Origin of the sequence: Actinoplanes rectilineatus, assembly GCF_000962825.1 — a bacterium.
Classification (GTDB): Bacteria; Actinomycetota; Actinomycetes; order Mycobacteriales; family Micromonosporaceae; genus Actinoplanes; species Actinoplanes rectilineatus.
In genome coordinates, this window is the sequence record NZ_JZKF01000015.1 from 122,667 (window position 1) to 146,551 (window position 23,885).

26 protein-coding genes and 1 riboswitch are annotated in these 23,885 nt (G+C 70.0%); of the genes, 11 read left to right on the forward strand and 15 right to left on the reverse strand.

Going from position 1 to position 23,885, the window contains the following annotated elements:
• Positions 1-150 precede the first annotated feature (150 nt).
• From WH85_RS14480 to WH85_RS14495, 4 genes are read left to right on the forward strand one after another with little or no spacing between them, the layout of a single operon-like run.
• On the forward strand, positions 151-543 hold the full coding sequence (locus WH85_RS14480) for a hypothetical protein (RefSeq protein ID WP_157410994.1): 393 nt from the start codon (positions 151-153) through the stop codon (positions 541-543).
• On the forward strand, positions 530-919 hold the full coding sequence (locus tag WH85_RS14485; protein ID WP_045742343.1) for a DUF5959 family protein: 390 nt from the start codon (positions 530-532) through the stop codon (positions 917-919). The genes WH85_RS14480 and WH85_RS14485 overlap by 14 nt, the downstream gene beginning before the upstream one ends.
• 22 nt (positions 920-941) lie before the next feature.
• A complete protein-coding gene (locus WH85_RS14490; protein ID WP_157410996.1) occupies positions 942-2,153 on the forward strand; it encodes a WD40 repeat domain-containing protein in 1,212 nt (403 codons plus the stop codon).
• Entirely contained in the window at positions 2,150-2,713 is a 564-nt protein-coding gene (locus WH85_RS14495) for a hypothetical protein (protein ID WP_157410997.1), read from the forward strand. Before WH85_RS14490 ends, WH85_RS14495 begins: the two co-directional genes overlap by 4 nt.
• A 91-nt stretch (positions 2,714-2,804) precedes the next feature.
• On the opposite strand, the gene WH85_RS14500 is transcribed toward WH85_RS14495, so the two are convergent.
• From WH85_RS14500 to WH85_RS50375, 4 genes are all read right to left on the reverse strand, one after another.
• Positions 2,805-3,122, reverse strand: a complete 318-nt coding sequence (locus WH85_RS14500; RefSeq protein WP_045742346.1) for a helix-turn-helix domain-containing protein — start codon at positions 3,120-3,122, stop codon at positions 2,805-2,807.
• Positions 3,119-3,493 (reverse strand): type II toxin-antitoxin system RelE/ParE family toxin, encoded by a 375-nt coding sequence (locus WH85_RS14505; protein WP_045742347.1) that lies wholly within the window; start codon positions 3,491-3,493, stop codon positions 3,119-3,121. Before WH85_RS14505 ends, WH85_RS14500 begins: the two co-directional genes overlap by 4 nt.
• Positions 3,494-3,527: 34 nt before the next feature.
• A complete protein-coding gene (locus WH85_RS14510; protein ID WP_045742348.1) occupies positions 3,528-4,574 on the reverse strand; it encodes a LacI family DNA-binding transcriptional regulator in 1,047 nt (348 codons plus the stop codon).
• Between the two features lie 82 nt (positions 4,575-4,656).
• Positions 4,657-4,830, reverse strand: coding sequence for a hypothetical protein (locus WH85_RS50375; protein WP_157410998.1), 174 nt, complete (start codon positions 4,828-4,830; stop codon positions 4,657-4,659).
• Between the two features lie 93 nt (positions 4,831-4,923).
• Here WH85_RS50375 and WH85_RS14515 point away from each other — a divergent pair, with 93 nt between their 5' ends.
• Positions 4,924-5,982 carry a lactonase family protein gene (locus tag WH85_RS14515; protein WP_045742349.1) on the forward strand — a complete coding sequence of 353 codons (1,059 nt, stop codon included), beginning with the start codon at positions 4,924-4,926 and terminating at the stop codon, positions 5,980-5,982.
• Positions 5,983-6,219: 237 nt separating this feature from the next.
• Complete coding sequence (locus WH85_RS14520) at positions 6,220-7,923, forward strand: substrate-binding and VWA domain-containing protein (protein ID WP_045742350.1); 1,704 nt, start codon at positions 6,220-6,222, stop codon at positions 7,921-7,923.
• A 135-nt stretch (positions 7,924-8,058) separates the two neighbouring features.
• On the opposite strand, the gene WH85_RS14525 is transcribed toward WH85_RS14520, so the two are convergent.
• Positions 8,059-9,189 (reverse strand): ROK family transcriptional regulator, encoded by a 1,131-nt coding sequence (locus WH85_RS14525; protein WP_045742351.1) that lies wholly within the window; start codon positions 9,187-9,189, stop codon positions 8,059-8,061.
• A 74-nt stretch (positions 9,190-9,263) separates the two neighbouring features.
• Between WH85_RS14525 and xylA the strand changes: the two genes are divergently transcribed.
• The 3 genes from xylA to WH85_RS14540 all read left to right on the forward strand — a co-directional run bounded on the left by xylA (position 9,264) and on the right by WH85_RS14540 (position 13,502).
• Positions 9,264-10,448 (forward strand): xylose isomerase, encoded by a 1,185-nt coding sequence (gene xylA / locus WH85_RS14530; protein ID WP_045742352.1) that lies wholly within the window; start codon positions 9,264-9,266, stop codon positions 10,446-10,448.
• A gap of 2 nt (positions 10,449-10,450) precedes the next feature.
• Positions 10,451-11,851 (forward strand): xylulokinase, encoded by a 1,401-nt coding sequence (gene xylB / locus WH85_RS14535; protein WP_045742353.1) that lies wholly within the window; start codon positions 10,451-10,453, stop codon positions 11,849-11,851.
• A gap of 181 nt (positions 11,852-12,032) precedes the next feature.
• Positions 12,033-13,502 (forward strand): MFS transporter, encoded by a 1,470-nt coding sequence (locus WH85_RS14540; protein ID WP_045742354.1) that lies wholly within the window; start codon positions 12,033-12,035, stop codon positions 13,500-13,502.
• On the opposite strand, the gene WH85_RS14545 is transcribed toward WH85_RS14540, so the two are convergent.
• From WH85_RS14545 to WH85_RS14570, 7 genes are all read right to left on the reverse strand, one after another.
• Positions 13,410-15,035, reverse strand: a complete 1,626-nt coding sequence (locus WH85_RS14545; RefSeq protein WP_045742355.1) for a glycoside hydrolase family 13 protein — start codon at positions 15,033-15,035, stop codon at positions 13,410-13,412. The two genes, WH85_RS14540 and WH85_RS14545, sit on opposite strands and share 93 nt — an antisense overlap.
• Before the next feature lie 31 nt (positions 15,036-15,066).
• Positions 15,067-15,783, reverse strand: coding sequence for an HD domain-containing protein (locus WH85_RS14550; RefSeq protein ID WP_045742356.1), 717 nt, complete (start codon positions 15,781-15,783; stop codon positions 15,067-15,069).
• A 43-nt stretch (positions 15,784-15,826) separates the two neighbouring features.
• Positions 15,827-16,780 carry an MHYT domain-containing protein gene (locus WH85_RS14555; RefSeq protein ID WP_045742357.1) on the reverse strand — a complete coding sequence of 318 codons (954 nt, stop codon included), beginning with the start codon at positions 16,778-16,780 and terminating at the stop codon, positions 15,827-15,829.
• A gap of 196 nt (positions 16,781-16,976) precedes the next feature.
• On the reverse strand, positions 16,977-17,120 hold the full coding sequence (locus tag WH85_RS51590) for a GPGG-motif small membrane protein (protein ID WP_014688232.1): 144 nt from the start codon (positions 17,118-17,120) through the stop codon (positions 16,977-16,979).
• 35 nt (positions 17,121-17,155) lie between these two features.
• Positions 17,156-17,899, reverse strand: a complete 744-nt coding sequence (locus WH85_RS14560) for a metallophosphoesterase family protein (protein WP_045742358.1) — start codon at positions 17,897-17,899, stop codon at positions 17,156-17,158.
• The gene (locus WH85_RS14565; protein WP_045742359.1) at positions 17,896-18,144 is read right to left on the reverse strand and encodes a hypothetical protein; all 249 of its coding nucleotides are present in this window, start codon (positions 18,142-18,144) and stop codon (positions 17,896-17,898) included. Before WH85_RS14565 ends, WH85_RS14560 begins: the two co-directional genes overlap by 4 nt.
• A gap of 1 nt (position 18,145) precedes the next feature.
• Complete coding sequence (locus WH85_RS14570) at positions 18,146-18,730, reverse strand: nucleotidyltransferase domain-containing protein (RefSeq protein ID WP_045742360.1); 585 nt, start codon at positions 18,728-18,730, stop codon at positions 18,146-18,148.
• A gap of 140 nt (positions 18,731-18,870) precedes the next feature.
• Here WH85_RS14570 and WH85_RS14575 point away from each other — a divergent pair, with 140 nt between their 5' ends.
• Entirely contained in the window at positions 18,871-19,656 is a 786-nt protein-coding gene (locus WH85_RS14575) for a dTMP kinase (protein ID WP_045742361.1), read from the forward strand.
• Positions 19,657-20,178: 522 nt separating this feature from the next.
• Positions 20,179-21,180, forward strand: a complete 1,002-nt coding sequence (locus tag WH85_RS14580; RefSeq protein ID WP_045742362.1) for a sigma-70 family RNA polymerase sigma factor — start codon at positions 20,179-20,181, stop codon at positions 21,178-21,180.
• A 155-nt stretch (positions 21,181-21,335) separates the two neighbouring features.
• Here WH85_RS14580 and WH85_RS14585 read toward each other — a convergent pair whose 3' ends face one another.
• The 3 genes from WH85_RS14585 to WH85_RS14595 all read right to left on the reverse strand — a co-directional run bounded on the left by WH85_RS14585 (position 21,336) and on the right by WH85_RS14595 (position 23,455).
• Complete coding sequence (locus tag WH85_RS14585) at positions 21,336-22,301, reverse strand: C40 family peptidase (protein ID WP_045742363.1); 966 nt, start codon at positions 22,299-22,301, stop codon at positions 21,336-21,338.
• A gap of 12 nt (positions 22,302-22,313) precedes the next feature.
• A riboswitch (cyclic di-AMP (ydaO/yuaA leader) is annotated at positions 22,314-22,446 on the reverse strand.
• Between the two features lie 215 nt (positions 22,447-22,661).
• Positions 22,662-22,982, reverse strand: coding sequence for a DUF3817 domain-containing protein (locus tag WH85_RS14590; RefSeq protein ID WP_045742364.1), 321 nt, complete (start codon positions 22,980-22,982; stop codon positions 22,662-22,664).
• A gap of 38 nt (positions 22,983-23,020) precedes the next feature.
• On the reverse strand, positions 23,021-23,455 hold the full coding sequence (locus WH85_RS14595) for a hypothetical protein (RefSeq protein ID WP_045742393.1): 435 nt from the start codon (positions 23,453-23,455) through the stop codon (positions 23,021-23,023).
• Between the last annotated feature and the right edge of the window lie 430 nt (positions 23,456-23,885).

A 23,885-nucleotide genomic window follows, 5' to 3' on the forward strand; every position in this document is an offset into this window, starting at 1 on the left:
CTCTTCGCGCTTTCTCTGCGAGATGCGGACGCGGGACCGTCTGGTTCTGGGACCACGAGGAGGAAGCGGACGAGGGCGAACCGCCGACCGAGGACAACATCGAGCAGATCGCGCCGAACTGGCCGGCCTTCCTGCGGCTAGGGTCGGTGCGTGATCGGTGACGTGGACTCCTTCGAGTGCGGGGTGCCCTGGGGCGTGCTGCGGATCGAAGGGGTGGGGTCCGGGAGCCCGACCCCTGAGCTGGACATCGACCACGCCATGACCGCCGCCACCGACGGATGTCTACTTGTGTCCGTCGTGCACCACGACATCGGGCGGCTCGCCGTCTCCATCACGAGGCGGGACGCCCCGGACGGGTTCGTGCGGATGTTCTCCGGGGAGCTGACTGCCCCGGAACTCCTGGTCGAGGTCGGTGATGTGGTCGGGGACGACTTCGCCTACCGCTACCCGGTCAGCACGGACCCGGTGACGGTGGCCGTCTTCGCCGACGACTGGGCGGAAGCAACAGAAATCTGCCTGGTGATCTCCGATGTTTCCCTATGAACTGATCCGTCTGTCCGACGACGAGAACGAGGTCGTCGTGACCGTTCTGGCGGCGGAGAGCCCCACGCTCTGGGAAGCGGAGATCGCTGTCCGTAGCATGTTCGTCTCCGGGCGTACCCTGTTGATGTTGTTTCCCTCGAAGTTCGAGGAATGGGCGGCGGCGCTGGACAGGCTGGCGGCCGGCGAGGACATCGCCTGGATGGCGAGGCACAACGGCCCGACGATTCGCGTCTTTCTGGACGGCGCCCGCGACTGCCCGGACGTCGAAGTCGACGACGAATCCCTCTCGATGGTCACCGTGCGGATCCCGATCGCCCTCGAAGGCGACTGGATCGGAGACCATCGGGCACGTCTGACCCGATTCCTGGCGGGCTGATCCGTTGGACGGAGTGCCGTTCGTGGACCACGCGGCCATCGGCGCCCATGGGTCCGTGGTGGCCGTGGTGGAGAACGGGCGGCGGTGTCTGGTCCGGGACGTCGCGACCGGGGCGGTGCTCGCCGACGAGGACCGGGGTGAATCATCCGCCGGGCCGGTGGTTGTCACACCCGCCGGTGAGGTGGTGACGGCGTGGGCCTACGGCACGGTGTCCGGCTGGCCTCAGGCCTTTCCCGCATCGGCGCGAGCCATCGAAATGGTGAAAAATGCGATAAAAGCGCACCTTGCGGTCGCGGGCAAGGACGGCAAACTGTACGTCACCGGCCCTGACGCGACGACCGTGATCGACTGCCGGGACGTCATGCCGTGGAACGCGATCCGGACCGTCGCCCTCGACAGTGACGCGCGTCTCGTCGCCGCGGGCGGGCAGTACGGCCGGGTGGTGATCGGAGACGTCGCGTCGGGGGAGCTGATCACGGATCTCGGCCGATGCCCGCGCTGGGTGGGTGCGCTGGCGTTCTCCCCCTCCGGTGAGCACCTTGTTTTCGGGGACGGCGACGGGAACCTCCACACCCACGAACTGCGGACCGGGCAGACCCACACCTTCGGGCAGCACCTGGACGGGGTGTTGGCCGTCGCGTTCAGCCCGGACGGACGGCGGCTGGCCACCGGCGGCCAGGACCGGAGCGTCCGGCTGTGGGACACCGGCGACTGGTCACCGGTCGCGGACTACGCCGTGCTCGGCGGTCACATCCGGGCGCTCGGCTTCGACGAGACCGGCACCCGGCTGGTGGCCGTCGACGGGGGCGGCGAGATCGCGTCGTGGGGAGTCGACGAGACGCGGGTGCTGCCGGACGGCGACTGGCGGACCCTGAACTGTGTGTGCGGGCGTGGGCCGCGGCACGTACCCGAAGATTTTGATCTTCTCTTGGCGGGCCGCAACCCGGAGGGTGCGGGCCTGCTCGACGACCTCGAGGTGGGCGGGTTGCTGTTCTCGGCGATCGTCCCGGTGACGCGGATGATCCTGGCCGCGTTGCCGTCCACCAGCGGGGTGACGCGCCGGACGATGCTGGACATCCTGCTCTCGGCCGTCTCCGGGGAGAGCCATCACGGGGAGCGCGACCTCGGCGAGACCTGCCGGGATCTCGTCCGTCCCCACGTGCCCCTGATCAGGACCATGCGGGACGAGGAGCCCCTGCTCGTCACCGAGATCCTGAGAGAGTTCCCGGAGTGAGCGTGCACCACGCGCGGTTCCCTCGTGTCTGCTCGCTCTGCGACCGGGTGGTGCTCGGACTCCCCGGCCACGACTGGCTTGTCGAGCCCTACGCCGTCGCCCGCGACGACGTCCTTCCCGGCTTCTGTCACGTCTCCTGCCTGTCCGACCTCGGAATCGCGGCAGACTGGGCCGACGCCGTCAGCGATCACTACCGGACGAGGTGGCCGGTCTGGATTGCCGGTGACGGATGGCGCCTGCACTACGGCCAACCCCGGAAAGCCTTCCACCTCTGGGGTACGAACGCGCGCATGCTCGACGTCGGCGCCCCCGCCTTGTTCGCGAACACTGCCGTCGCGCTGCTGGACATCGACGTCGAAGGCCCGCTGACCGGAGTACTCGAAACCCTGCGCCTGACGGACCGCTATCCCTTGATCCGCGGGGGCGAGGTCACCCGGCGGCGGGTCAACGCCGGTACCGCGCGTAGACCGGAGTGGCTCGACCTGACCGAGTGTCCCGTCCCACTCCTCCTGGACCCGGCAATCCTCGAGGCCGCACGCTCCCTCACGGCAGCCCGCTGACCCGCAGGATGAGCCGGCCGAGGCGGTGTTCCCGGGCAGACGAGGAGCTGCTGATCGCTGAGATCCTGCGGTCGATGCCGGATCCGTGAAGTCAGGCGATGGCGGCGATGTTGCCGTCATCGAAATAGATCGCCTGGTGCAGTTGGCCGCCGAGAGCCGCGGCATAACGAGCGAGCACGTCCTGACCGGAGATCTTGCCCTGCTCGATCTGGGATACGCGGCCCTTGGTGACGCCCATACGGTCCGCGACCTGCTGCTGGGTGAGGTTGCGGGAGCGGCGGATCTCGGCGAGCCGGTGTCCGACGACGGTGGCGAGCAGCTCCTGCTTGCCGGTCTCGACCGCTTGCTCGCCGCCGGCCCGCTCGACATGCTCGGCGCGGATGTCGCTCCACCGCGTGTAGCTGCTCATGGCGTGCCGTCCTCCTCGCTGCGTTCTTTCAAGTAGACCTCATAGCGCTGCTCGGCCAGGGGGATGGCTTCGGTGTACCACTCGTTCCAACGTCCAGCCTTGTCGCCGGCGACGAGCAGGATGCTGCAGCGCCAAGGGTCGAATGCGAACAGGATGCGTACGGTACCGGGGCGAAGTTCCTTGAGGTTGGCGATCGTCGAGCCGTGAATCGTGTCGACCAGCGGCCTGCCGAGTCCCGGCCCGACCTCGGCCAGCAGGTCGAGCACCTGCACCACGCGCTCGTGTGCAGCAGCGTCGAGATCGTCGATCCAGTCGCGGACCTCATCGACGAGGAAGATGTTCCATTCATCGGCCGCAACCCCGCCGAGTATAGCGAAAGGTAAACATGATCGCTGGTGCCGGAGGTCATCGCGGCGGCGCGGTGCTTTCCCTGATCACCAGGGTTGTCGGCAGGCGTACCTGTGGGGCCGGATCGTTGCGTCCCTGACGGATCGCCTCGATCAAGGCGGCGGCTGCCACCCGTCCCTTCTCCGCGACGTCCTGCCGCACGGTGGTGAGGGCGGGCTGCAGCTGAGTGGCCAGCGGCCCGTCGTCGAAGCCGACCAGCGACAGGTCGTCCGGCACGCGCAGCCCGAGGTCGTCCGCGGCCTGCCGGACCGCGACCGCGGTGACGTCCGAGAAGCACAGCACCGCCGTCGGCCGGTCCGCCCCGCCAAGCAGGGTCCGGGCGTCCCGCCGGAGGTCCTCGGTCGCCTCCAGGGGGTGCCGGACGATGACCGGGTCGATGCCGGCCGGCCGGAGTTCGTCGAGCCAGCCGAGGCGTCGCTCGCGGGAGGCGTAGCCCTCGGCGTGCGGGTCGGCGGCGCTGACGAACCCGTACGGCCCGTTCTGCCCGTTGGTGACGATGGCGATCCGCCGGTGGCCCAGGTCGAGCAGGTGCCGTGCGGCGGCCCGGGCGCCTTCCCTGTCGGCGATGTTGACGCTGGGCACGTCGTCGGCGGGCACCTGGTCGACGAAGACCATCGGCAGGTTGCGCCGCCGCAGCCAGGAGACCGCTTCGGAGGTGGGGTCGCACGAGTAGACCAGCGCGCCGTCGATCGCCACGTCCCGGGCCGGGATCAGGTCGCCGGAGCCGGTGGAGGTGAGCAGGGTGATGGCCAGGCCGGTGGGGGTGAGCTCCTCCGCGATGGCGGTCAGGAAGACCCCGGCGACCAGGTCGTTGAAGGCGTAGCGCAGCGAGTCGGTGAGCAGGATGCCGACCGCGCCGGTGGTGCCTTTGGCGAGGGCGCGGGCGGTCGGGTCGGGGCCGACGTAGCCGAGGTCCTGTGCGGTGGCGAGGATCCGTTCGCGCAGGGCGGGGGAGAGCTGGTCGGGCCGGGAGAAGGCGTTGGACACGGTCATCCGGCTGACGCCGACCTGATCGGCGATGGTCTGCAGTGTCACCCGGGGCATTCGTTCACCGTAGCTCCGGGTCGTGCGGCCGTCGCCCGCCGGACGGTGGGGGAGACGGCCGCACGACCGTGTGGAGGAAGGTTCAGGGTGCGACGGCGATGGCGGCGCGGTGCAGGACGCGGGACAGGGACAGGCGGATGCGCGGGGCGCGGGCGGTGCGTTCGACGTGCGGGACGACCGGCGCGTCGGGCCGGGCGCTGAGCACCTCACGGTTCATGTCGCGGAGGCTGGAGAGGTACGCGGTGGGCAGTTCCATGACCGACTCCCTTCTGTACCGGTACAGTAACCACGGCTCTCTGTACCGGTCAAGATGCCAGACATGCCATGCGGGTGTGGTAAGGATCGGGGCATGGGATCGAACGATGAGTACGTCTTCGTCGGCTGTTACACCGGTGACAAGGGAGGCGAGGGCGACGGCATCACGCTGGCCCGCCGTGACCCGTCCACCGGGGAGCTGACCCGCCTGGGCCTGGCCGCCCGGACCCCGTCCCCCTCGTTCCTGGCCCGGCACCCCGGCCACCCCGTCCTGTACGCCGTCAACGAACTCGACCAGGGCACGGTCACCGCGTTCGCGGTCGCCCCCGACTGCTCACTGGTCCCGCTGGTCACCCGGTCCACCGGCGGCTCCGACCCCGCCCATCTGGCGGTCACCGGCGACGGCCGGCACCTGGTGGTGGCCAACTACGCCACCGGCTCGGTCGCGGTGTTCCCGTTGGGCGCCGACGGTGTCCCGGGGGAGCGCAGCGACCTGCTGACCCTGAGCGGTTCCGGGCCGGACGCCGAGCGGCAGGCCGGCCCGCACGCCCATCAGGTGGTCCCGGATCCGAACAGCGCCGATGTGCTGATCTCCGACCTCGGCTCGGACCGGGTGTGGCGGTCGCGGCTGGACCCGGTGTCCGGACGGCTGGGTTCGCCGGTCGAGGCCGTGGTGGCCGAGCCCGGCACCGGTCCCCGGCACCTGACCCGGGTCGCGGGTGGCGGTCTGCTGCTCGCCGGCGAGTTGTCCGGCACGGTCGGCTGGTACGCCCCGGCCGGTGGCCCGACCCTGGAGCGCCGTGGTTCGGTCGAGGCCAGCACCTCGCGGGGTCAGGTCTATCCGTCCGAGATCCTGATCGGGCGGGACGGCCGGTTCGTCTATGTCGCCAACCGCGGTCCGGACACCGTCTCGGCCTTCGCCTGGGACGGGGCGGCCGCCACGCTGATCGCCGAGGTGCCCACCGGGGGCGTCTGGCCACGGCACATGGCCCTTCTTGGAGATCACCTCTACGTAGCCAATCAAAGATCACACAATGTGACCGTCTTTCGTGTCGATCCGGAGACCGGTATCCCCGGATTGCAGGGCGAACCGGTCGGTGAGCCCAGTCCGACCTGTCTGCTCCGGTGGCACTCTCCGATGATCAGGTCATAGGCGACATCCGACTCCGCGCCCGTGCGTGATCTTTGCGGGCGAAATCCGGCGGCGGCCGACACGTACCGAGACAAGATGATCACGGAGCGTGTTATTTGGATAGGAAAACGCCAATCCGAGTAATTTTCGGCCGAACGTATATGGCATTCAGCTTCGGAGATGCGCACTATGGATCGCGTGTCTGGCCGCCATCGGAGAAATTTCAAAGCAAAGGGAGCCGGCGTCGTCGGGGGTGCGATGGCGATAGTCGTCGTAATTGCCGGGACTTGGCTCGGCTATCAGCAGTTCGCCGCAACCGGTTGCACCGGAGCGGTGAAGCTGACCGTCGCCGCCGCTCCCGAGATAGCCCCTGCCGTCGAGCAGGCGGCGCAGCAATGGGTTCGAAGTGGCGCCGAGGTCTCCGGCACCTGTGTCGCGGTCGAAGTCACCCAGGAGAACCCGGCGAGCATCGCCGGGGCGGTCTCCCGCGAGCACAACGTGACCCTCGCCGGTCTCGGGGTCGCGCCCGACGCGGTGCAGATCCCGGACGTGTGGATCCCGGACTCCTCGACCTGGCTGCTCCGCCTGCAGAAGGAGGCCGCCGGCTTCATCCCGCCCAAGATCTCCTCGATTGCGCAGAGCCCGGTCGTGCTGGCCCTGCCCGAGCCGGTCGCCGAGCAGTTCGGCCTGCCCGACAAGAAGATGACCTGGGACACCCTGCTGGCGCAGTTCGGCACGGACAAGAGCCTGTCGGTCGGCATCGTCGACCCGGCCAAGGACGCGTCCGGCCTGACCAGCCTTCTCGTGCTCAGTCAGGTCGCCGGCACCGACCAGGCCGGCCTGCGCAAGAAGGCCCAGGCACTGACCGCGCTGGCGCAGAACAGCTCGGCCCTGCGGGAGGACCTGCTGCAGCGCTTCCCGAACTCGAACACCGCGGACGACCTCGCCACCAGCCTGAACGCGGCGCCGCTGTCCGAGGAGGACGTGGTGGCGTACAACGCCAAGCGTCCCCCGGTGCGGCTCACCGCGGCCTACCTCGAGCCGAGCCCGGCCCCGCTCGACTACCCGTACGCGGTGATGCCACAGGTCACCGAGGCGCAGAAGTCGGAGGCGGCGGACGGTCTGTTGGCGCAGCTCAGCGACGGTGTGTTCAAGGAGAGGCTGGGCTCGGCGGGCCTGCGGGCGCCGGACGGCACCTACGGCTCGACCTTCCAGGCCCCGATCGGCGCACCGCAGGCCTCCCCGGCGGTCGCCGCCTCGGCGGCCGGCGGCGACGTGGGCGGCACGGCCGGTGCGGGCACCGACGCGGCCGCGCTCAGCCGCGTGATCGGTAGTTGGGTGGCGACCACGCGGCCCGGCCGGGTGCTGGCGGTCTTCGACGTCTCCGGCTCGATGACCACCGCGGTGCCGACCGCCGGTGGCGCGACCCGTGCGAAGGTCACGCAGGCCGCGGCACGGTTCGGCCTCGGGCTGTTCAGCGACAAGTGGGCGGTCGGTGTCTGGCGCTTCTCCACCGAGCTGGACGGCAAGAAGGCGTACAAGGAACTGGAGCCGATCCAGCCCCTGACCTCGGGCCGGGCCGAGCTCAACGCCTCGATCGACCAGCTGACCCCGGTGAAGGACGGCGGGACCGGCCTCTACGACACCATCCTCGCCTCGTACTCCTACGTGAAGCAGGAGTGGCAGGCGGGCAAGGCCAACTCGGTCATCCTCTTCACCGACGGTGAGGACTCGAACGCGGGGATCACGCAGAAGAAGCTCCTCGCCGAGCTCGAGAAGATCCAGGATCCGAAGAAGCCGATCCGCCTGGTGCTCATCGGCATCGGCAACGAGGTCAACAAGGCCGAGCTCGAGACGATCCAGAAGGTGGTGCCCGGCTCCGGCGTCTTCATCGCCGAGGACCCCGCCAAGATCGGTGACATCTTCTTCGAGGCGATCGGCAGCCGTACCGGCGCGAACTAGAGAATGGTCACACCGTGCATTGACGGCCGTCGCCCTCACGGGCGGCGGCCGTTTTTGTGCCGGGTCACTCCCGGCGGTTTGCTTTCGTTTCTTAAGGGGTACGAGTGAACGCGTTCAGCTTCGGCGGAAAAGGCGTCATCCCGCTCTGCGGAGCCAGTCGGCCGGATCGTCGCGTACCCCTCGGATGATGGCGTCCGCCGCCCCGCGCATGGCCGCGTCCGCTCCGAGGGCCGCCGGGCGCAGTTCGGCCGGGGCGAGGCCCGCGGTGAGCACCCGCTGCCGCAGTTCGGTCCCGATCCCGTCGCGGAGACGCTCGAAGACCGGTGCGTAGGCGCCACCGAGCACGATCACCGGTACGTCCAGCAGGTTGACCACCGCGGCCAGGGCGATGCCGAGGGCGGACGCGGCCAGCTGCTCGTCGTCGGCGAGTGCCTCCTGTCCCGCGTACTGCTCGAGGCAGCCGCGGGCGCCGCACCGGCAGAGCCGGCCGTCCGGGAAGACGGTGAGGTGCCCGATCTCGCCGCTCCAGCCGCGTACCCCGCGGTACAGCTCGCCGCCGAGGACCAGGCCCGCGCCGATGCCGACCTCGCCGGAGACGTACAGGAAGGTGGGGTCGCCGCCGGTCACCCGCAGCTCGCCGAGGGCTGCCAGGTTGGCCTCGTTGTCCACCGCGATCGGCAGGTCGGCCAGTGCCGGGGCGCCGCGCAGCAGCGCCGGGGCGTCGACGTCCTGCCAGCCGAGGTTGGGGGCGACCCGGACCAGTCCGTCCTCGGTGACCAGGCCGGGCACGGCGAGCGCGGCGCCGGCCAGGATCAGGCCGTCGGCCTCGGCGCCGGCCCGGGCCCGGGCGGCGAGCCCGCCGAGCGCGGTGAGCGCCTGGCCGGGGTCGGCGGGCCGCTGGTCGGCGCGTTCGACGAAGCGTTGCCGGACCGCGCCGGTCAGGTCGACCACGCAGGCGGCCAGGTAGTCGACGTTGATCTCCAGGCCGAGGGCGGCCGGGGTGTCGCCGAGGACGAGGCCCACCGCGGGGCGTCCGGCGCCTGTGCGCGGCGCCGGGCCGACCTCGGTCAGCAGTCCGCCCGCGATCAGATCGTCGACCAGCGCCGAGACGGTGGCCCTGGTCAGGCCGGTGGTGGCGGCGACGGCGGCCCGGGACGGCCGATCTGCGTTGTTTGCCACGGTGTGCAGGACCAGCGCGAGATTATGGGCTCGAACGCTCGACTGCCGGACGGGGGCGCTGGAACGAGTGGACAGGCGGGCCCTCACGCCCTTGACAGTGCCACATCCCCGCCAAATAATTCAACCAATAAACAAATCCACTGCGTTTCCCGGAGGTAACCGTGTCGCTGCAGGCCACACGTGATGACAAGTTCTCCTTCGGTCTCTGGACCGTCGGCTGGCAGGCCCGTGACGCGTTCGGTGACGCCACGCGTCCCGCCCTCGACCCGGTGGAGGCCGTGCACAAGCTCGCCGAGGTCGGCGCGTACGGCATCACCTTCCACGACGACGACCTCGTGCCCTTCGGCGCCGACGCGCAGACCCGCGACGGCATCATCGCCGGGTTCAAGAAGGCCCTCGACGAGACCGGTCTCATCGTCCCGATGGTGACCACCAACCTGTTCACCCACCCGGTGTTCAAGGACGGCGGCTTCACCAGCAACGACCGTTCCGTGCGGCGCTACGCGATCCGCAAGGTGCTGCGCCAGATGGACCTCGGTGCCGAGCTGGGCGCCAAGACCCTGGTGCTGTGGGGCGGCCGCGAGGGCGCCGAGTACGACTCGGCCAAGGACGTCGGCGCCGCCCTCGACCGCTACCGTGAGGCCCTCAACCTCCTCGCGCAGTACTCCGAGGACAAGGGCTACGGCCTGCGCTTCGCCATCGAGCCGAAGCCGAACGAGCCCCGCGGCGACATCCTGCTCCCGACCGCCGGCCACGCCATCGCGTTCGTGCAGGAGCTGGAGCGTCCCGAGCTGTTCGGCATCAACCCGGAGACGGGCCACGAGCAGATGTCGAACCTCAACTTCACCCAGGGCATCGCCCAGGCGCTGTGGCACAAGAAGCTCTTCCACATCGACCTGAACGGCCAGCACGGCCCGAAGTTCGACCAGGACCTGGTCTTCGGCCACGGTGACCTGCTCAACGCGTTCTCCCTGGTCGACCTCCTGGAGAACGGCCCGGACGGCGGCCCGGTCTACGACGGCCCGCGTCACTTCGACTACAAGCCGTCGCGCACCGAGGACTTCGACGGCGTCTGGGAGTCGGCCGCGGCCAACATCCGGATGTACCTGCTGCTCAAGGAGCGGGCCAAGGCGTTCCGCGCCGACCCCGAGGTGCAGGAGGCGCTCGCCGCCAGCAAGGTCGCCGAGCTCAAGACCCCGACCCTGAACCCGGGCGAGAGCTACTCGGACCTGCTGGCCGACCGCACCGCGTTCGAGGACTACGACGCCGACGCCGTCGGTGCCAAGGGCTTCGGCTTCGTCAAGCTCAACCAGCTCGCGATCGACCACCTGCTCGGAGCTCGCTAAACATGGCGCTTGTTGCCGGGATCGACAGCTCCACCCAGTCCTGCAAGGTCGTGATCCGCGACGCCGAGACCGGCAAGCTGGTCCGGCAGGGACGGGCGAGCCACCCGGATGGCACCGAGGTGCATCCGGACGCCTGGTGGGCCGCGCTGCAGCAGGCGATCGAGGAGGCGGGCGGTCTGGACGACGTCGTCGCCGCCTCGATCGCCGGCCAGCAGCACGGCATGGTCGTGCTGGACGAGAACGGTGACGTGGTCCGCCCGGCGCTGCTGTGGAACGACACCCGCAGCGCCGGCGCGGCCGCCGACCTGATCGAGGAGCTCGGCGGCGGCGACAAGTGGGCGGAAGCGGTCGGCATCGTGCCGGTCGCCAGCTTCACGCTGACCAAGCTGCGCTGGCTGGCCCGCAACGAGCCGGAGAACGCCGCCCGCGTCGCCCTGGTCTGCCTGCCGCACGACTGGCTGACCTGGAAACTCTCCGGGTCCACCGACATCGCGGACATCAAGACCGACCGCAGTGACGCCAGCGGGACGCTCTACTGGTCGGCCAAGACCAACGAGTACCGTCTCGACCTGCTCGAACTCGGATTCGGGCGGCGCATCCGCGTACCCGAGGTGCTGGCACCGACCGGCATCGCCGGGCGTCTTCCGAACGGCGCCCCGCTGGGGCCCGGCGCGGGTGACAACGCGGCGGCGGCGCTCGGCACCGGAGCGGTGCCCGGCGACCTGATCGTCTCGATCGGCACGTCCGGCACGGTCTTCGCCTCCTCGGCGGTCGCGCCGGTCGACGGCAGCGGCACGGTGGCCGGGTTCGCCGACACCACCGGCCGGTTCCTGCCGATCGTGGTGACGCTGAACGCGGCCCGGGTGCTCGACGCGGCGGCCAAGCTGCTCGGCGTCTCGCACGACGAGCTGTCGACGCTGGCGCTGTCCGCTCCGGCGGGCGCCGACGGCCTGGTCCTGGTGCCCTACCTGGAGGGCGAACGCACGCCCAACCGGCCGGACGCCACCGGTGCGATCCACGGGCTCACGCTCAAGACCTCGGACCCGGCCCACCTGGCTCGGGCCGCCGTGGAGGGCATGCTCTGCGCCCTCGCCGACGGCCTGGACGCATTGGTCGTCCAGGGGGCGGTGGCCAACCGGATCGTGCTGGTCGGCGGTGGCGCGCGCAGCGAGGCGGTCCGCCGCATCGCACCCGCGCTCTTCGGCAAGCCGGTCCTGGTCCCGCCGCCCGGCGAGTATGTCGCCGACGGTGCGGCCCGGCAGGCCGCCTGGGTCGCGCTGGGTGGGGACACGCCGCCCGCGTGGTCGGCCGAGACCCCCGAGGTGTACGAGGACGCGCCCGTCCCGCTCATCCGTGAGCAGTACGCGGCCGCCCAGAACGCGGTGATCGACCGGGTTCGCTGACCGGCCGTTTCCGACGATGACGGCGTCGCCCTTGCGGGGGTGGCGCCGTCATCCGTTCACATCGACCTCGCCCACTGTCCGGCCGTCCGGTCCGCACCCGCGACGTGGTCACCCGTGCCCTCCCGTCGCCGCACTCCTACCCGCGCCCCTGACCAGGGAAGCGGATAGCCTCTAGCGCGTGATGGACAGGGGCGGGACCGTGCACCGCGCGTACAGCGTGGTCGTGTTCGTCGTGCTGGCCGCCCTCGACAACGTCGCCATCGGGATCGTGCCGCCGCTCTACGGCAGCATCGGCGCCGAGCTGGCGGTCACCGAGGCGCACATCGCGCTGGCCACGACGGTCATGTTCCTGATCAGCGCGGTGGCCGCGATCGGTTTCGCGTACCTCGGGGATCGCACCGACCGCAAGCCGGTCCTCGTGGCGGGCACCCTGATCTGGGTTCTCGGCACCGGTGGCAGTGGCCTCGCCGGGTCCTACCCCGCCTTCCTCGCCGCCCAGATCGTCGCGGCGTTCGGGCTCGGCGCGGTGGCATCGGTCAGTTTCGCTGTGGTCAGCGACCTCATCTCGCCGAAGCGGCGCGGCCTGGTGATGAGCTTCTGGGGGCTGTCGCAGGGTGTCGGCACGCTCGCCGGGACGCTCGTCGGCGGCCTGCTCGGGCACGCGGACTGGCGGCGGCCGTTCCTGATCACCGCGGTGGCCGGTCTGGTGGCGATGGTGGCCTACCTGCTGACGTACAACGTGCCGCGCGGGGACAGCCAGCCCGAACTGGCCGGTGTGGAGTACGACGAGCGGATCCACCACCAGGACCTGCCGGTGATCCTGCGGCGCCGGACGAACGTGTGGCTGATCCTGCAGGGCGGCACCGCGCAGATCGCCTTCGGGTCGCTGGTGTGGCTGCCGATCCTGTTCCGGGCCCGCGCCGAGGACCAGGGTTACTCCGCCGGCACCGCGGTGCTGATCGGCAGCGTGTTCGCCACGCTGTTCCAGCTGGGGGCGGCGCTGTCGATCGTCGGTGGCATGGTCGGGGACCGTCTGCAACGGCGTACCCCACGAGGGCGTGCCCTGGTCGCGGCCGTGGGTGTCCTCGCGGCCGTGCCCTTCTACGTGGTCCTGTTCTTCGTGCCGATGGAGATCACCGTGGCGGACGGGGCCGGCACCGGTGCGGTGGTCCGGGGCGTGCTGGTGAACGTGGTCACCGAGCCGACCGTCGGGCTGTCCCTGGTCACCGCGGTCTTCGCGTTGATGCTGACGTCGGCGAACTCGCCGAACTGGTTCGCGATGATCGCCGACGTGAACCCGCCGCAGCATCGGGGAACGGTCTACAGCCTCGGCAACCTGATCAACGGGGTGGGCCGGGCCGGCGGCAACGTGCTGGTCGGCGTGGCGTTCCGGGGGCTGTCCGGGGCGTTCCCGCCGCCGCTGAACTACGCGGTCGGGCTGGCCGCCTTCCAGGTCTTCTTCATCCCGACCGGGATCATGTACTGGCTGGCCAGCAGGACGGTGGCGGCGGACATGGCCGACACGCACACCGCCCTGCTGCAGGCAGCGTCGCAGACGTCAGAGCAGGGCCCAGACGGTGACGTCGGTGGGCACCCGCCCGTCGGCGTCGAGGGGTTCGCTGCTCAGCAGGACCCGGGCACCGGACGGTAGCGCGGCCGGCGCGTCGCCGAAGTTGGCCAGTACGACGACGTCGCCGTTGCGGAACGACAGGGTCTGCCCGCCGGCGTCCAGCCAGGTCAGCGAGCCGGTGCCCAGGCCGTGCCCGCGGCGGGTCTCCAGCGCCGAGCGGTACAGCTCGTACGTCGATCCGGGCACGTCCACCTGGCGGTCCAGCGCGTACTCGGCCCAGACGGCCGGCTGTGGCAGCCACGAGGCGTCCGCCGGGCCGAACCCGTACGACGGGGCGTCGGCCTCCCACGGGATCGGCACCCGGCAGCCGTCGCGGCCCCGCTCGGCGTGCCCGGAGCGTTCCCAGGCCGGGTCCTCGCGGTACTCGTCGGGCAGCTCGGTGTGCTCCGGAAGCCCCAGCTCCTCGCCCTGGTAGAGGTAGGCCGATCCGGGCAGGCCCAGCATCAGCAGCGTGGCGGCACGGGCCCGGCGCAGGCCGAGGGCGATGTCCGGCTGCGGGTCGCCGATGCCGATGCCCGGCTTGCGGGGCTCACCGGCCGGGAAACCGAGCCGTGAGGCGTGCCGCACCACGTCGTGGTTGGAGAGCACCCACGTGGTGGTGGCACCGACCGTGGCGTTGGCGGCGAGCGACGAGTCGATCACCTCGCGCAGCTCGGCCGGCTTCCACGGCGCGTCCAGGTAGGGGAAGTTGAACGCCTGGTGCATCTCGTCCGGTCGCACGTACCGGGCGAGGCGTTCCTCGGGCTGCACCCAGGCCTCGGCGACCAGGATGCGGCCGCCGTCGTACCCGTCGAGCACGGCCCGCCACTCGCGGTAGATCTCGTGCACGCCCTCCTGGTCCCACATGGGCGGCGGCGGGCCGGCCGGCGCCAGTCCGCCCAGGATCACCGAGGGGGCGGTCCAGTCGGTCAGCTCGGCGTCCTTGATCAGCCCGTGCGCGACGTCGACCCGGAACCCGTCCACACCCCGGTCCAGCCAGAACCGCAGGATGTCCAGGAACTCGGCGCGGACCTCGGGGTGGTCCCAGTTCAGGTCGGGCTGGGAGACGTCGAACAGGTGCAGGTACCACTGGCCGTCGGGGAGCCGTTCCCAGGCCGGGCCGCCGAAGACGCTCTGCCACGAGTTGGGCGGCAGCTCACCGGCGTCGCCCTTGCCCTCGCGGAAGATGTAGCGATCCCGTTCCGGGCTGCCCGCGCCGGCCTTCAGTGCCGCCTGGAACCAGACGTGCTCGCTCGAGGTGTGGTTGGGCACCAGGTCGACGATCACCCGCAGGCCCAGCTCGTGCGCGGTGGTGATCATCTTGTCGGCGTCGCCGAGACTGCCGAACCGCGGGTCGACGCCACGGTAGTCGGCCACGTCGTACCCGGCGTCGTGCTGCGGGCTGGGATAGAACGGTGACAGCCAGACCGCGTCGACGCCGAGCCGGCGCAGCTGCGGCAGGCGGGCGGTGATGCCGGGCAGGTCGCCCATGCCGTCGCCGTCGCCGTCGGCGAAGGAGCGGGGGTAGATCTGGTAGATGACGGCGTCGCGCCACCAGGCGTCAGTGGAGGGCATGCAGCCCAGCGTAGGCGGCGGTTCCGGCCGATCAGTCCAGGATGGCCGCGAAGCGCTCCTCGGCGAGGTCGAGCTGATCGAGGATGTGTTCCTTGGCCTGGGTGGAGAGCGGAGTGTCCGGACGGCCGACCAGCTCACGGAGCTTCGGAACCAGCGGGCGGTACTTCTGGGCCGACCGGTAGGCCTTGTCGAGGGTCGTGTGGATCACACCCACCCCGTTGTCGGTGAAGTCCGAGATCTTGATGATCCGGGCCCACGGATCCCGTTCCAGCTTCTCGGTGACGTGCTCCCGGTACTGCTCGTGGCGGTCGCGATCCGGGTCGTACTCCGGGTTGGTCACCGACCGGACCAGATCGGCAACCCGTGGGTTGAAACGCCGGGCGATCTCCGCCAGCGCCGTCTCACTGGCTCGGGGGTACGGCGTACCGGCGTCGACACCCCCCAGTTCGGCGGGGTGGTCCTCGACGGCGTCGTGCAGCAACGCCGCGACCAGCACGTCGGGGTCACGGATCCCGTAGTACTTGATGATCCGGATGGCGACCCGCAGCAGATGGTTCATGTAGGGCTCGCGGACCCGGCGGTCGTCGGCGTGCAGCGCGCTCGCCAGGGCGAGGGCCTCCTCCAACTGTTTGCGGTGGTCGTCGGGGAAGGACTCCAGTTCGAGGGCGAGCCGGTTCCGCAGACCCTCCTCGCCGTACACCTCGGTGATCGCGTGCAGGGGCATGGACAGGAGGATGCGGGGCGCCATGCGCATCAGATATACCGGATCTCCGGCCGGACCGGGGGACGCGTCAGGTGCCGGACGCGCCCGGTGGCGCGGCGGGTGCCGGGCGGGGGGTGGCCCGCGGTGCCGGGGACGGCCGGGGCGCGCTGCTGCGCCCGGTCGCGACGGCCCGGGCGGCGGGGGAGAGCCGGATGTCGGTCATGGTGTTCTGCTTCAGCGTCCAGGGTTCGGCCGGCTTGCCGGATGCGGCGCTGCCGGCCCCGAGCGCCAGGGTGCCGGCGCCGTCGCTGAACTCCTCGTCGGTCATCGCCTGCAGGGCGCTCAGCGCCACGCCGACGATCACCGCCGCGGTGATCAGGGTGATCGGCACGATCATGGTGAAGGGCCGGATCCCGCCGACCGCGGGCGACGCCGGGTCCAGCTCGATCGACATGGCGGCCATGCCGGTGTAGTGCATGCCGCAGACCGCGACCGCCATCACCGCGGCCGCGGCGGTGACCCGCAACCAGCCGCTCACCGAGGTCGCGCACCACAGCGCCACCGTGCTGGCCGCCACCGCGATCAGTGCCGAGGCGACCACCAGGACCGGCGAGTAGTGGACCGTGCCGGGCAGCCGCATCCCCTCCATGCCGGTGTAGTGCATGGCGATGACGCCGCCGCCGGTGAGCAGCCCGGCGGCCAGGGTCTTGGTGGTGCTCCGTTCGCCGTGCCCGACCACCAGCAGCCCTATCCCGACGGTCAGCACCGAGAGGACCAGGCTGATCAGGGTGAGCGGCAGGTCGTAGCGCACCGGGCTGTCCGGCACCTCGAAGCCGAGCATGGCGGAGAAGTGCATCAGCCAGATGCCGCCGCCACCGATGGCGAACGCGGCGATGACCAGCCACCGGTTCCGACGCCCGCGACTGCGCGCCTCCCGGGCCCGGCCGGTGCAGAGCAGCCCGAGGAGCGACCCGAGGAACGCCAGCAGGTACGCGGCGACCGGGTTGAAGGCTCCGTAGGCGAAGTGGTGGACGTTGGTCACTGTCAACCTCGCGAATTTTCGTCGTACGTTCGCGGGGATTGAGTCAGAAATCAGCGGCCGGACAACGCACCCGGTGTGCGGTGGACCCCAAAGAGAACCGGGGCCACCGTCGTCCCGTCCGCATCGGACGGGTCGGCGGCGACCCCGGTTCCCCGGGTCGTCGGGATGGTTCGCCGGCGCTCGAGCAAAGCGCCGATCAGGTGAAGATGCTGACGCCGCCGGGACCGACGAGCAGGCCGACGATGATCAGCACGACCCCCCAGAGGATCTGCCGCCGGAACAGCGCGAGGATGCCGGCGACCACGAGGATTACGGCGAGAATCCAGAGCAGTAGGTCCATGTCGATCGATTACCCGGGCGCCGGAATCCGGAAACCTATACGGACACCAGATCGGCGTCGACACTCTCCGACAGCAACTGGTACACGTTGTAGGCCTGTTTGATCACCGGGTGCGCGACGTTGCGGACCGGCACCCCGCCGGGCGTCCGGCCGCGTTCCGAACCGTGGTGCGCGTGCCCGTGCAGGGCGAGTGAGGTCGGCGCCGTGTCGATCGCCTGTCCGAGCTGATAGCAGCCGAGGAAGGCGTAGATCTCCAGCGGCTCGCCGGCCAGGGTCTCCGGAATCGGGGCGTAGTGGGTCAGCGCCACCAGGGCGTCCGCCTCGACCGAGCGCAGCGCCTCGCCGAGCCGGCCGGCGATCTCCTCGGTGTGACCGACGAAGTCCTTCATCTCGCGTTCGCCGAAGTTGCTCGCGCAGGCGCCGGCGAATCCGCCGCCGAACCCCTTGGCGCCGGCGATGCCGAGCCGGTGTCCGTTGATCTCGAGGACGGTCGCCGAGCACTCCAGCACGGTGATGCCGGTGTCGGTCAGCACGCTCGTCACGTCGTCCTGCAGGTCGCTCTGATGGTCGTGGTTGCCGAGCACCACGACCACCGGCACCGACAGGCCGCCGAACTCCTCGGCGAAGCAGCGGGCCTCCTCGACCGTGCCGTGCCGGGTCAGGTCGCCGGCGACCAGCAACGCGTCGGCGCGGTCCGGGAGCTCCTCCAGGGCCGGCCGGTACCGGCCCACCACGTCCTTGTCGACGTGGACGTCCCCCACGGCGGCGATCCTGATCATGAAATCTCCTCCACCTCGCTCGGTGCCTGTGCCCGGGTGATGCCGATGTCACAGGTGATCTCGATCTCCGGGTACCGCGCGGTGATCTGGCGGCAGATCTCGTCGCGGCGCTGCGCGCTCTCCACCTCGCCGCCCAGCACCACCGCGTTCTCCCGGCGGTGCACGGTGATCCCCTGCTCGGCGATCCGGTCGTGCTCGGTGAGCAGCCGCTGGATCTCGGCCTCCAGATCGATCTGACTGGTCATCTCAACCCCCTACCCTCAGTGCTGGCTGGTCCGGATGGGGCACGACGTCGAGGCGGTCGAGAAGCACGAAGAAGGCCTCGGCGTACGGCGACGCGCTGGTCTCGCTGCGGACCCTCTCCCAGTCGATCTGCTCACGCAGGGAACGGGCGACCGGAAGCCCGGTGGCGAAATCGCAGTAGTGCTGGCTGTAACTGAGCAGCTTGTGCACCATCAACCGGGTGGCGGAGAGCACCGGCATGTAGATCGCCTCGACCGAGATCTGCTCGGTGTCCTGAAGCGTCTCGTCGGTGACCGGCGACTCCACCGGGCGGTAGATCAGGTCGGCCATCCGGCCCTCGTCGTAGACCTTGACCAGCCAGTCCTCCGGCGGCTGCTCGGTCTCGAAACCGACCGCGGCGAGCTCCTGCAACGCCCGGTCCTTGTCCTGCTCCCGGATCAGGAAGTCCACGTCGTGATCACTGGAGTACCCGCCGCGGGCGTAGACGGCGAAACTCCCGCCCAAGGCGAAGGGTATGTCCGCACCCTTGAGCGTCGAAGCGACGCGCTTCAAAGTGACGGCCAATCCTTCGTCCACACGGTGTGGCATGGCGACCTCCTGTCCCGAACCGATCTGTGAACGACTACCCGGAGTGGCGACACCTTGAACCCCCGCGGGCCATTCTGGTACGTGGGAGGGGCACGGTGACGGGGAACGCAACGTGCACACCCGGGCTACCGTCAGTTGGTATGGCTCTCCTCGCGCAGTCACCCCCGGTACACGCCGGCGTACGCTCCATCGCCCTCGTCGGCATCGACGGCTCCGGCAAGACCACCCAGGCGCACCGTCTCGCCGACGAGCTCGCCGCCACCGGGCTGCCCGCCGAGTACCGCCGCAACGCCGGGGGACGGCGCTGGGTCGGCCGTCTCGCCGCGGTCCTCGGCAAGGCCGACGCCCACGGCCGGGCCGACGCGGAGGACCTGATCGGCCGGCGGGCGATGCTCGGTGTCGAGTCGGTGCTGCGCTGGTTCGCCATCCTGCGCACCCTGCTGGTCCGGATGGTCAGTCCGGGCCGGATCACGGTGCTCGACCGGTACGCCGCCTGCCAGTTCGCGAGTCTGCGGGCCCGGGGCGCCCACCCGCGGGCGGAGCGGCGGGCGCGTCTGGCGTACCGGCTGTTCCCCGCCCCGGACCTGACGTTCTACCTGTCCGTCGACCCCGAGGTCGCCTACGAGCGGATCGAGCGCCGGGGGTACGACCACGAGACGATGGCCTATCTGCGGGCGGCGGTGGCGGCGTACCGCTCGCTGCCGGAGCACCGTGGTTTCGTGGTGATCGACGCGAACGGCACCCCGGACCAGGTCAACGCCGCGATCCGGGCCGCGCTGGCCGCCCACGCCCGGGTGGCGCCGGTCCCGGTGACGGTGCCGGCGCAGCGGTTCCCGCTGGTCCGCGCCCGGACCCTGCTGCTGGCCGCGGCCCCGCTGCTCGCCGGTTTCGCCGCCCTCAGCTGGCAGCTCGCCGAGGTGCTCTGACCGGTCGTGGTCACCCGTACGGGTGTGTGCTCTTCCTCACGGATGGGGTCGAACCGGCCGTCACCTGGGAATGTCTCCGGCTTCGGGGATGTCACCCGAGTGGGCGAGTGAACTGCGGCGCGGCGTGGCGCATTGTGGCCGATGGTCCGGTCCGCCACCGGTGGGAGATCTTTCCGGCGGCTGATTGTTTCAAGCTCGTCGAGGCTCGGCCGATGCTGCACATGAACCCCGGAGGCGTTAATCCCGTACTCCGGGGTGACGGACGTCGCGAGGCCCAAGGTGATGCCCGTCGCTGTGACGACTGGAGGCCGATGGTGTTATGAGTCGCGCGAGGGGTATCCGGCTATCGACGTGATGGACATCCAACGATCGCACTCAGGTACCGCGCACGGGGTTCTCAGGTGACACCCAGGCATTCGTGACACTTTCGATCCACCAGCCGGAATCAGTGCGAGCAGCAATTTGTTACGTAGATGTCAGCAACCGCAATGCACGAGCTGCGGACGTTACGGGAGAGGGCTGATGGACGCAGGTAATGCCCGTAACAGGGTTAGTGACGGCAATGAGGGGACCGTGGGCAACGTGGAGAAGAACACCGTGATGCGTACCGACCAGGTCGCCGAAGAACGCGACCTCGTCGGAGTCTACCTGCACGAGATCTCCCGGACGCCGCTGTTGGACGCCGCACGAGAGGTCGAACTCTCCAAGGCCATCGAGGCGGGACTCTTCGCCGAGCACCTGCTCGAGAGCGGCGAGACGCGGCGCGGCGTGAGCCGGGAAGAGCTGGAACGGCTCGTGACCGAGGGCCAGCGCGCGAAAGACCTGTTCATCCGAGCCAACCTCCGCCTGGTCGTGTCGATCGCCCGGCGTTACGTGCGGTCCGGCATGCCGATGCTCGACCTCATCCAGGAGGGCAACACCGGCCTGGTGCGGGCCGTCGAGAAGTTCGACTACGAGCGTGGTTACAAGTTCTCGACGTACGCCACCTGGTGGGTCCGCCAGGCGATCTCCCGGGCCATCGCCCAGCAGGAGCGGACCGTCCGCCTCCCCGTGCACCTGGTCGAAGACGTCAACCGGATGCGTAACGTCACCCGTCAGCTCGTCCGTGAGCTCGGCGGCGACCCGGAGCCCGAGCAGATCGCCGCGGCCCTGGGCGTGACCGTCGAGCGCGTCAACGAGCTCACCCGCTGGGCTCAGGACACCGTCTCGCTGGACACCCCGGTCGGCGACGACGGCGACACCAACCTCGGCGACCTGGTCGCCGACAGCGATGCCCCGTCGCCCGAGGAGATCGTGCTGAGCGCCCTGGAGCGCCAGCGCATCGAGGGCCTTCTCAACCACCTGGACGACCGCTCCGCCGGCATCATGCGGGCCCGCTACGGGCTCGAGGACGGCCGGGAGCACTCGCTGACCGAGGTCGCCTCGCGCTTCTCGCTGAGCCGCGAGCGGATCCGTCAGCTGGAGATCCAGGCGCTCGGCCGGCTGCGTGAGCTGGCCCGGGCCGAGGGCCTGCAGGCCGCCTGAGACCGGCCGGCCGGCTCCCCGTGAGCCGGCTTGGCCGCGCGGCGGCGGAGTGAGCCGGCCGGACTGAGAGCGGCAGACCACCTGACGACACCGCCACCACGACGAAGAAGGCCGGTACCCCGCGAGGGGTACCGGCCTTCTGTCGTACGCGGGTGTTACTTGACCCGGCCGTAGCCGTTCGGGGTCATGATGTTGATCGTGCGGTGCAGCACGTCCCGGCCCGCCGACGGCGCGTCGATGATCATGCCGCCGCCGACGTAGATCGCGACGTGCGCGTTGGACCGGTAGAAGACCAGGTCACCGGGCTTCAGATCGGCCTTGCTGATCCGGGCGGTGGCGCTGTATTGCGCGGCCGCGTTGTGCGGCAGCGACTTGCCGGCCTTGGCCCACGCGGCCGAGGTGAGACCGGAGCAGTCGTACGAGTCCGGACCGGCGTCACCGAAGCCGTACGGCTTGCCGATCTGGTTGAACGCGAAGGTGACCGCGGTGCCGGCCGAACCCGCGATGGTCGGGATCGTGCCGGTGTAGCCGCCGCTGCCGCCCTCGGTGGGGGAGCCGTAGACCGTCTCGCGCATGTCGTAGAGGTCCTCGAGGTCGCCCTCGATCTTCTCCTTGCGGTCGGCCAGTTCCTTGACCTGAGCGGCCTGCTTGGTCTCGGTGGCCTTGAGGGCCGTCTGCTTCTCGGCGTACGTCTGCGTGGTCTGGGTGAACGCGTTGATGTCCGCCTGGTTCGCCTGGGAGATCTGCTCGAGATAGGCCATCTTCTCGAGCATGTCGTCCTTGCCGCCGCCGAGCAGCACGTTGACCGCGCCGACCCGGCCCTGGATGTAGGACGTGGAGGCGATCGTCTGAACCTTGGCGGTCGCCGAGGCCAGCGCGACCTCCGTGGGCTTCAGCGACTCCTTGAGCTTCTTCGCCTCCGCCTTGGTGTCCTTGAGGTCGATCCGCATCGCGTTGTACGACTCGGTGACGTCCTCGAGCTTCTCCTCGGCCGTCTTGATCTTCTTCTTGAGCTCAGACGCGGAGGGAGCCGCCTGTGCGGCCGTGGCGCCGGACGCGGCGACGGCGAACGCGGTCAACGCGACCACGAGCGCCCGGAGCCCGGTTCGGGGGTGTGGCACTGGTAAGGGGCCTTTCTTCCGCTTGGCCGCCTACCGGGTTAGCTGACGGATTCGGGCTGGAAGAAGTAGCCCTACCGCTTGCGCGGATTCACCCCACGTAGTGGTTCCCCGGCTCGCTTTTCACGGCAAACGGCGCCCACGGGGAGGGCGCCGGGAGCCGCACGTGATTCGGCGGCGCTGGCCGGTGCCACCGAGGGTTTGTGGCTGCGGACCGGACCAACCGCATTAACTTATCGAGGCGGGAAAAGAAATCAAGGCCCGGGGGCCGGGTTTCTACCATTAGCCGGACTTGTGTGGTTAATCCTGATAACGCGCAGTCATTTGATCACCGCTAAGCGTTAAAGCCGCCCGCCGGTAACACTATTCGCTCAGTGCCGGTTCCAGCGAGTGAACGATCCAGCTCTTGGTGACCCGGCGCTCGGCCCAGAACGAGAAGAACGGAATCGTGCCGGCCAGCATCACCAGGATCATGCGGGGGAAGGCCCACTTCGCCCGGCGCGCCAGATCGAAGGTCAGCACCAGGTAGACCATGTAGAGGAAGCCGTGGAACGGGCCGACCGTCTCGACGACGACCGGGTTGCCGCCGATGTACTTCAGCGGCATGCCGATCACCACGAGAAGAATCAGGACGACGCCGACGATCCAGGCAATGGTCCGGTAACGGGTGAGGGCTCCCTGCACGGCGAACGGCTCCTTCTCGATATCTGCCGGTGAAACGGCTATTGGGGGATGCGACCGGGATAGTCGGCCGGGCGGGCGCCGGGGTGGGCCGCCAACCAGGCGAGATAGTCGTTGTACGCGGTCAGCTCGGGATCGTCGGCCGCGGGAGTGGCCGTCCGGGCGGCGACCCGGACCGGGCGTCCCAGCGTGACCGGCGCGCCGGGCGTGCGGTCGGCGGTGGCCGGCGTGGGCGTCTCCGCCACCGGCTCCTCGACCACGCCGCTGACCTTGTGGCGGGCGAGCTGCACCTCACGCCACCAGATGAAGATCACGAATCCGCCGAAGGCCGGCCACTGGAGCATGTAGCCCCAGGAGACCGCATTGCCCGAGGAGGCGCGGCTGAACTGCCACCAGCCGAGAAGCAGGCAGCCCACCGTCAGGATCACCGCGAGCAGGTGACGGGCCAGCCAGGCCGGGGTCCACAGCCCTTTCATGCACCCGAGCGTACCGGCGTGTCCCCGGTGTCCGTCCGCTCGGTCCGGCCCGGAGACGATCACCATGGTGCTGATGTGATTCACGTCACGATGACTGCCGGAATCCCGGTGGCCTACCGACAGTTGTGAACAGATGCCGGTGTGCCCAGTGTCCCCGGGCCTCACCCTTCGCCTGCACGGAATACCAGTTCGGCTGGAGCCGTGTTGAGCCTTTCGCCGCGAGGCGACCTGCACACCGGCATCTACCTTCGGCGCCGCCCCGGATCATCCGGGGCGGCGCTGCCGGTCTACCGCCCGGCACCGCGGCCCGGTTCCGTCTGGCCACCCACCCCCCCCCCCCCCCCGGGCGGCCCCCTGGCCCGGCTGGGCTCCCCCCCCGCGCGGCCCCCCGGTCGGGCTGGGCACCCCCCCCGGTGTGTCCGGGGTTTCC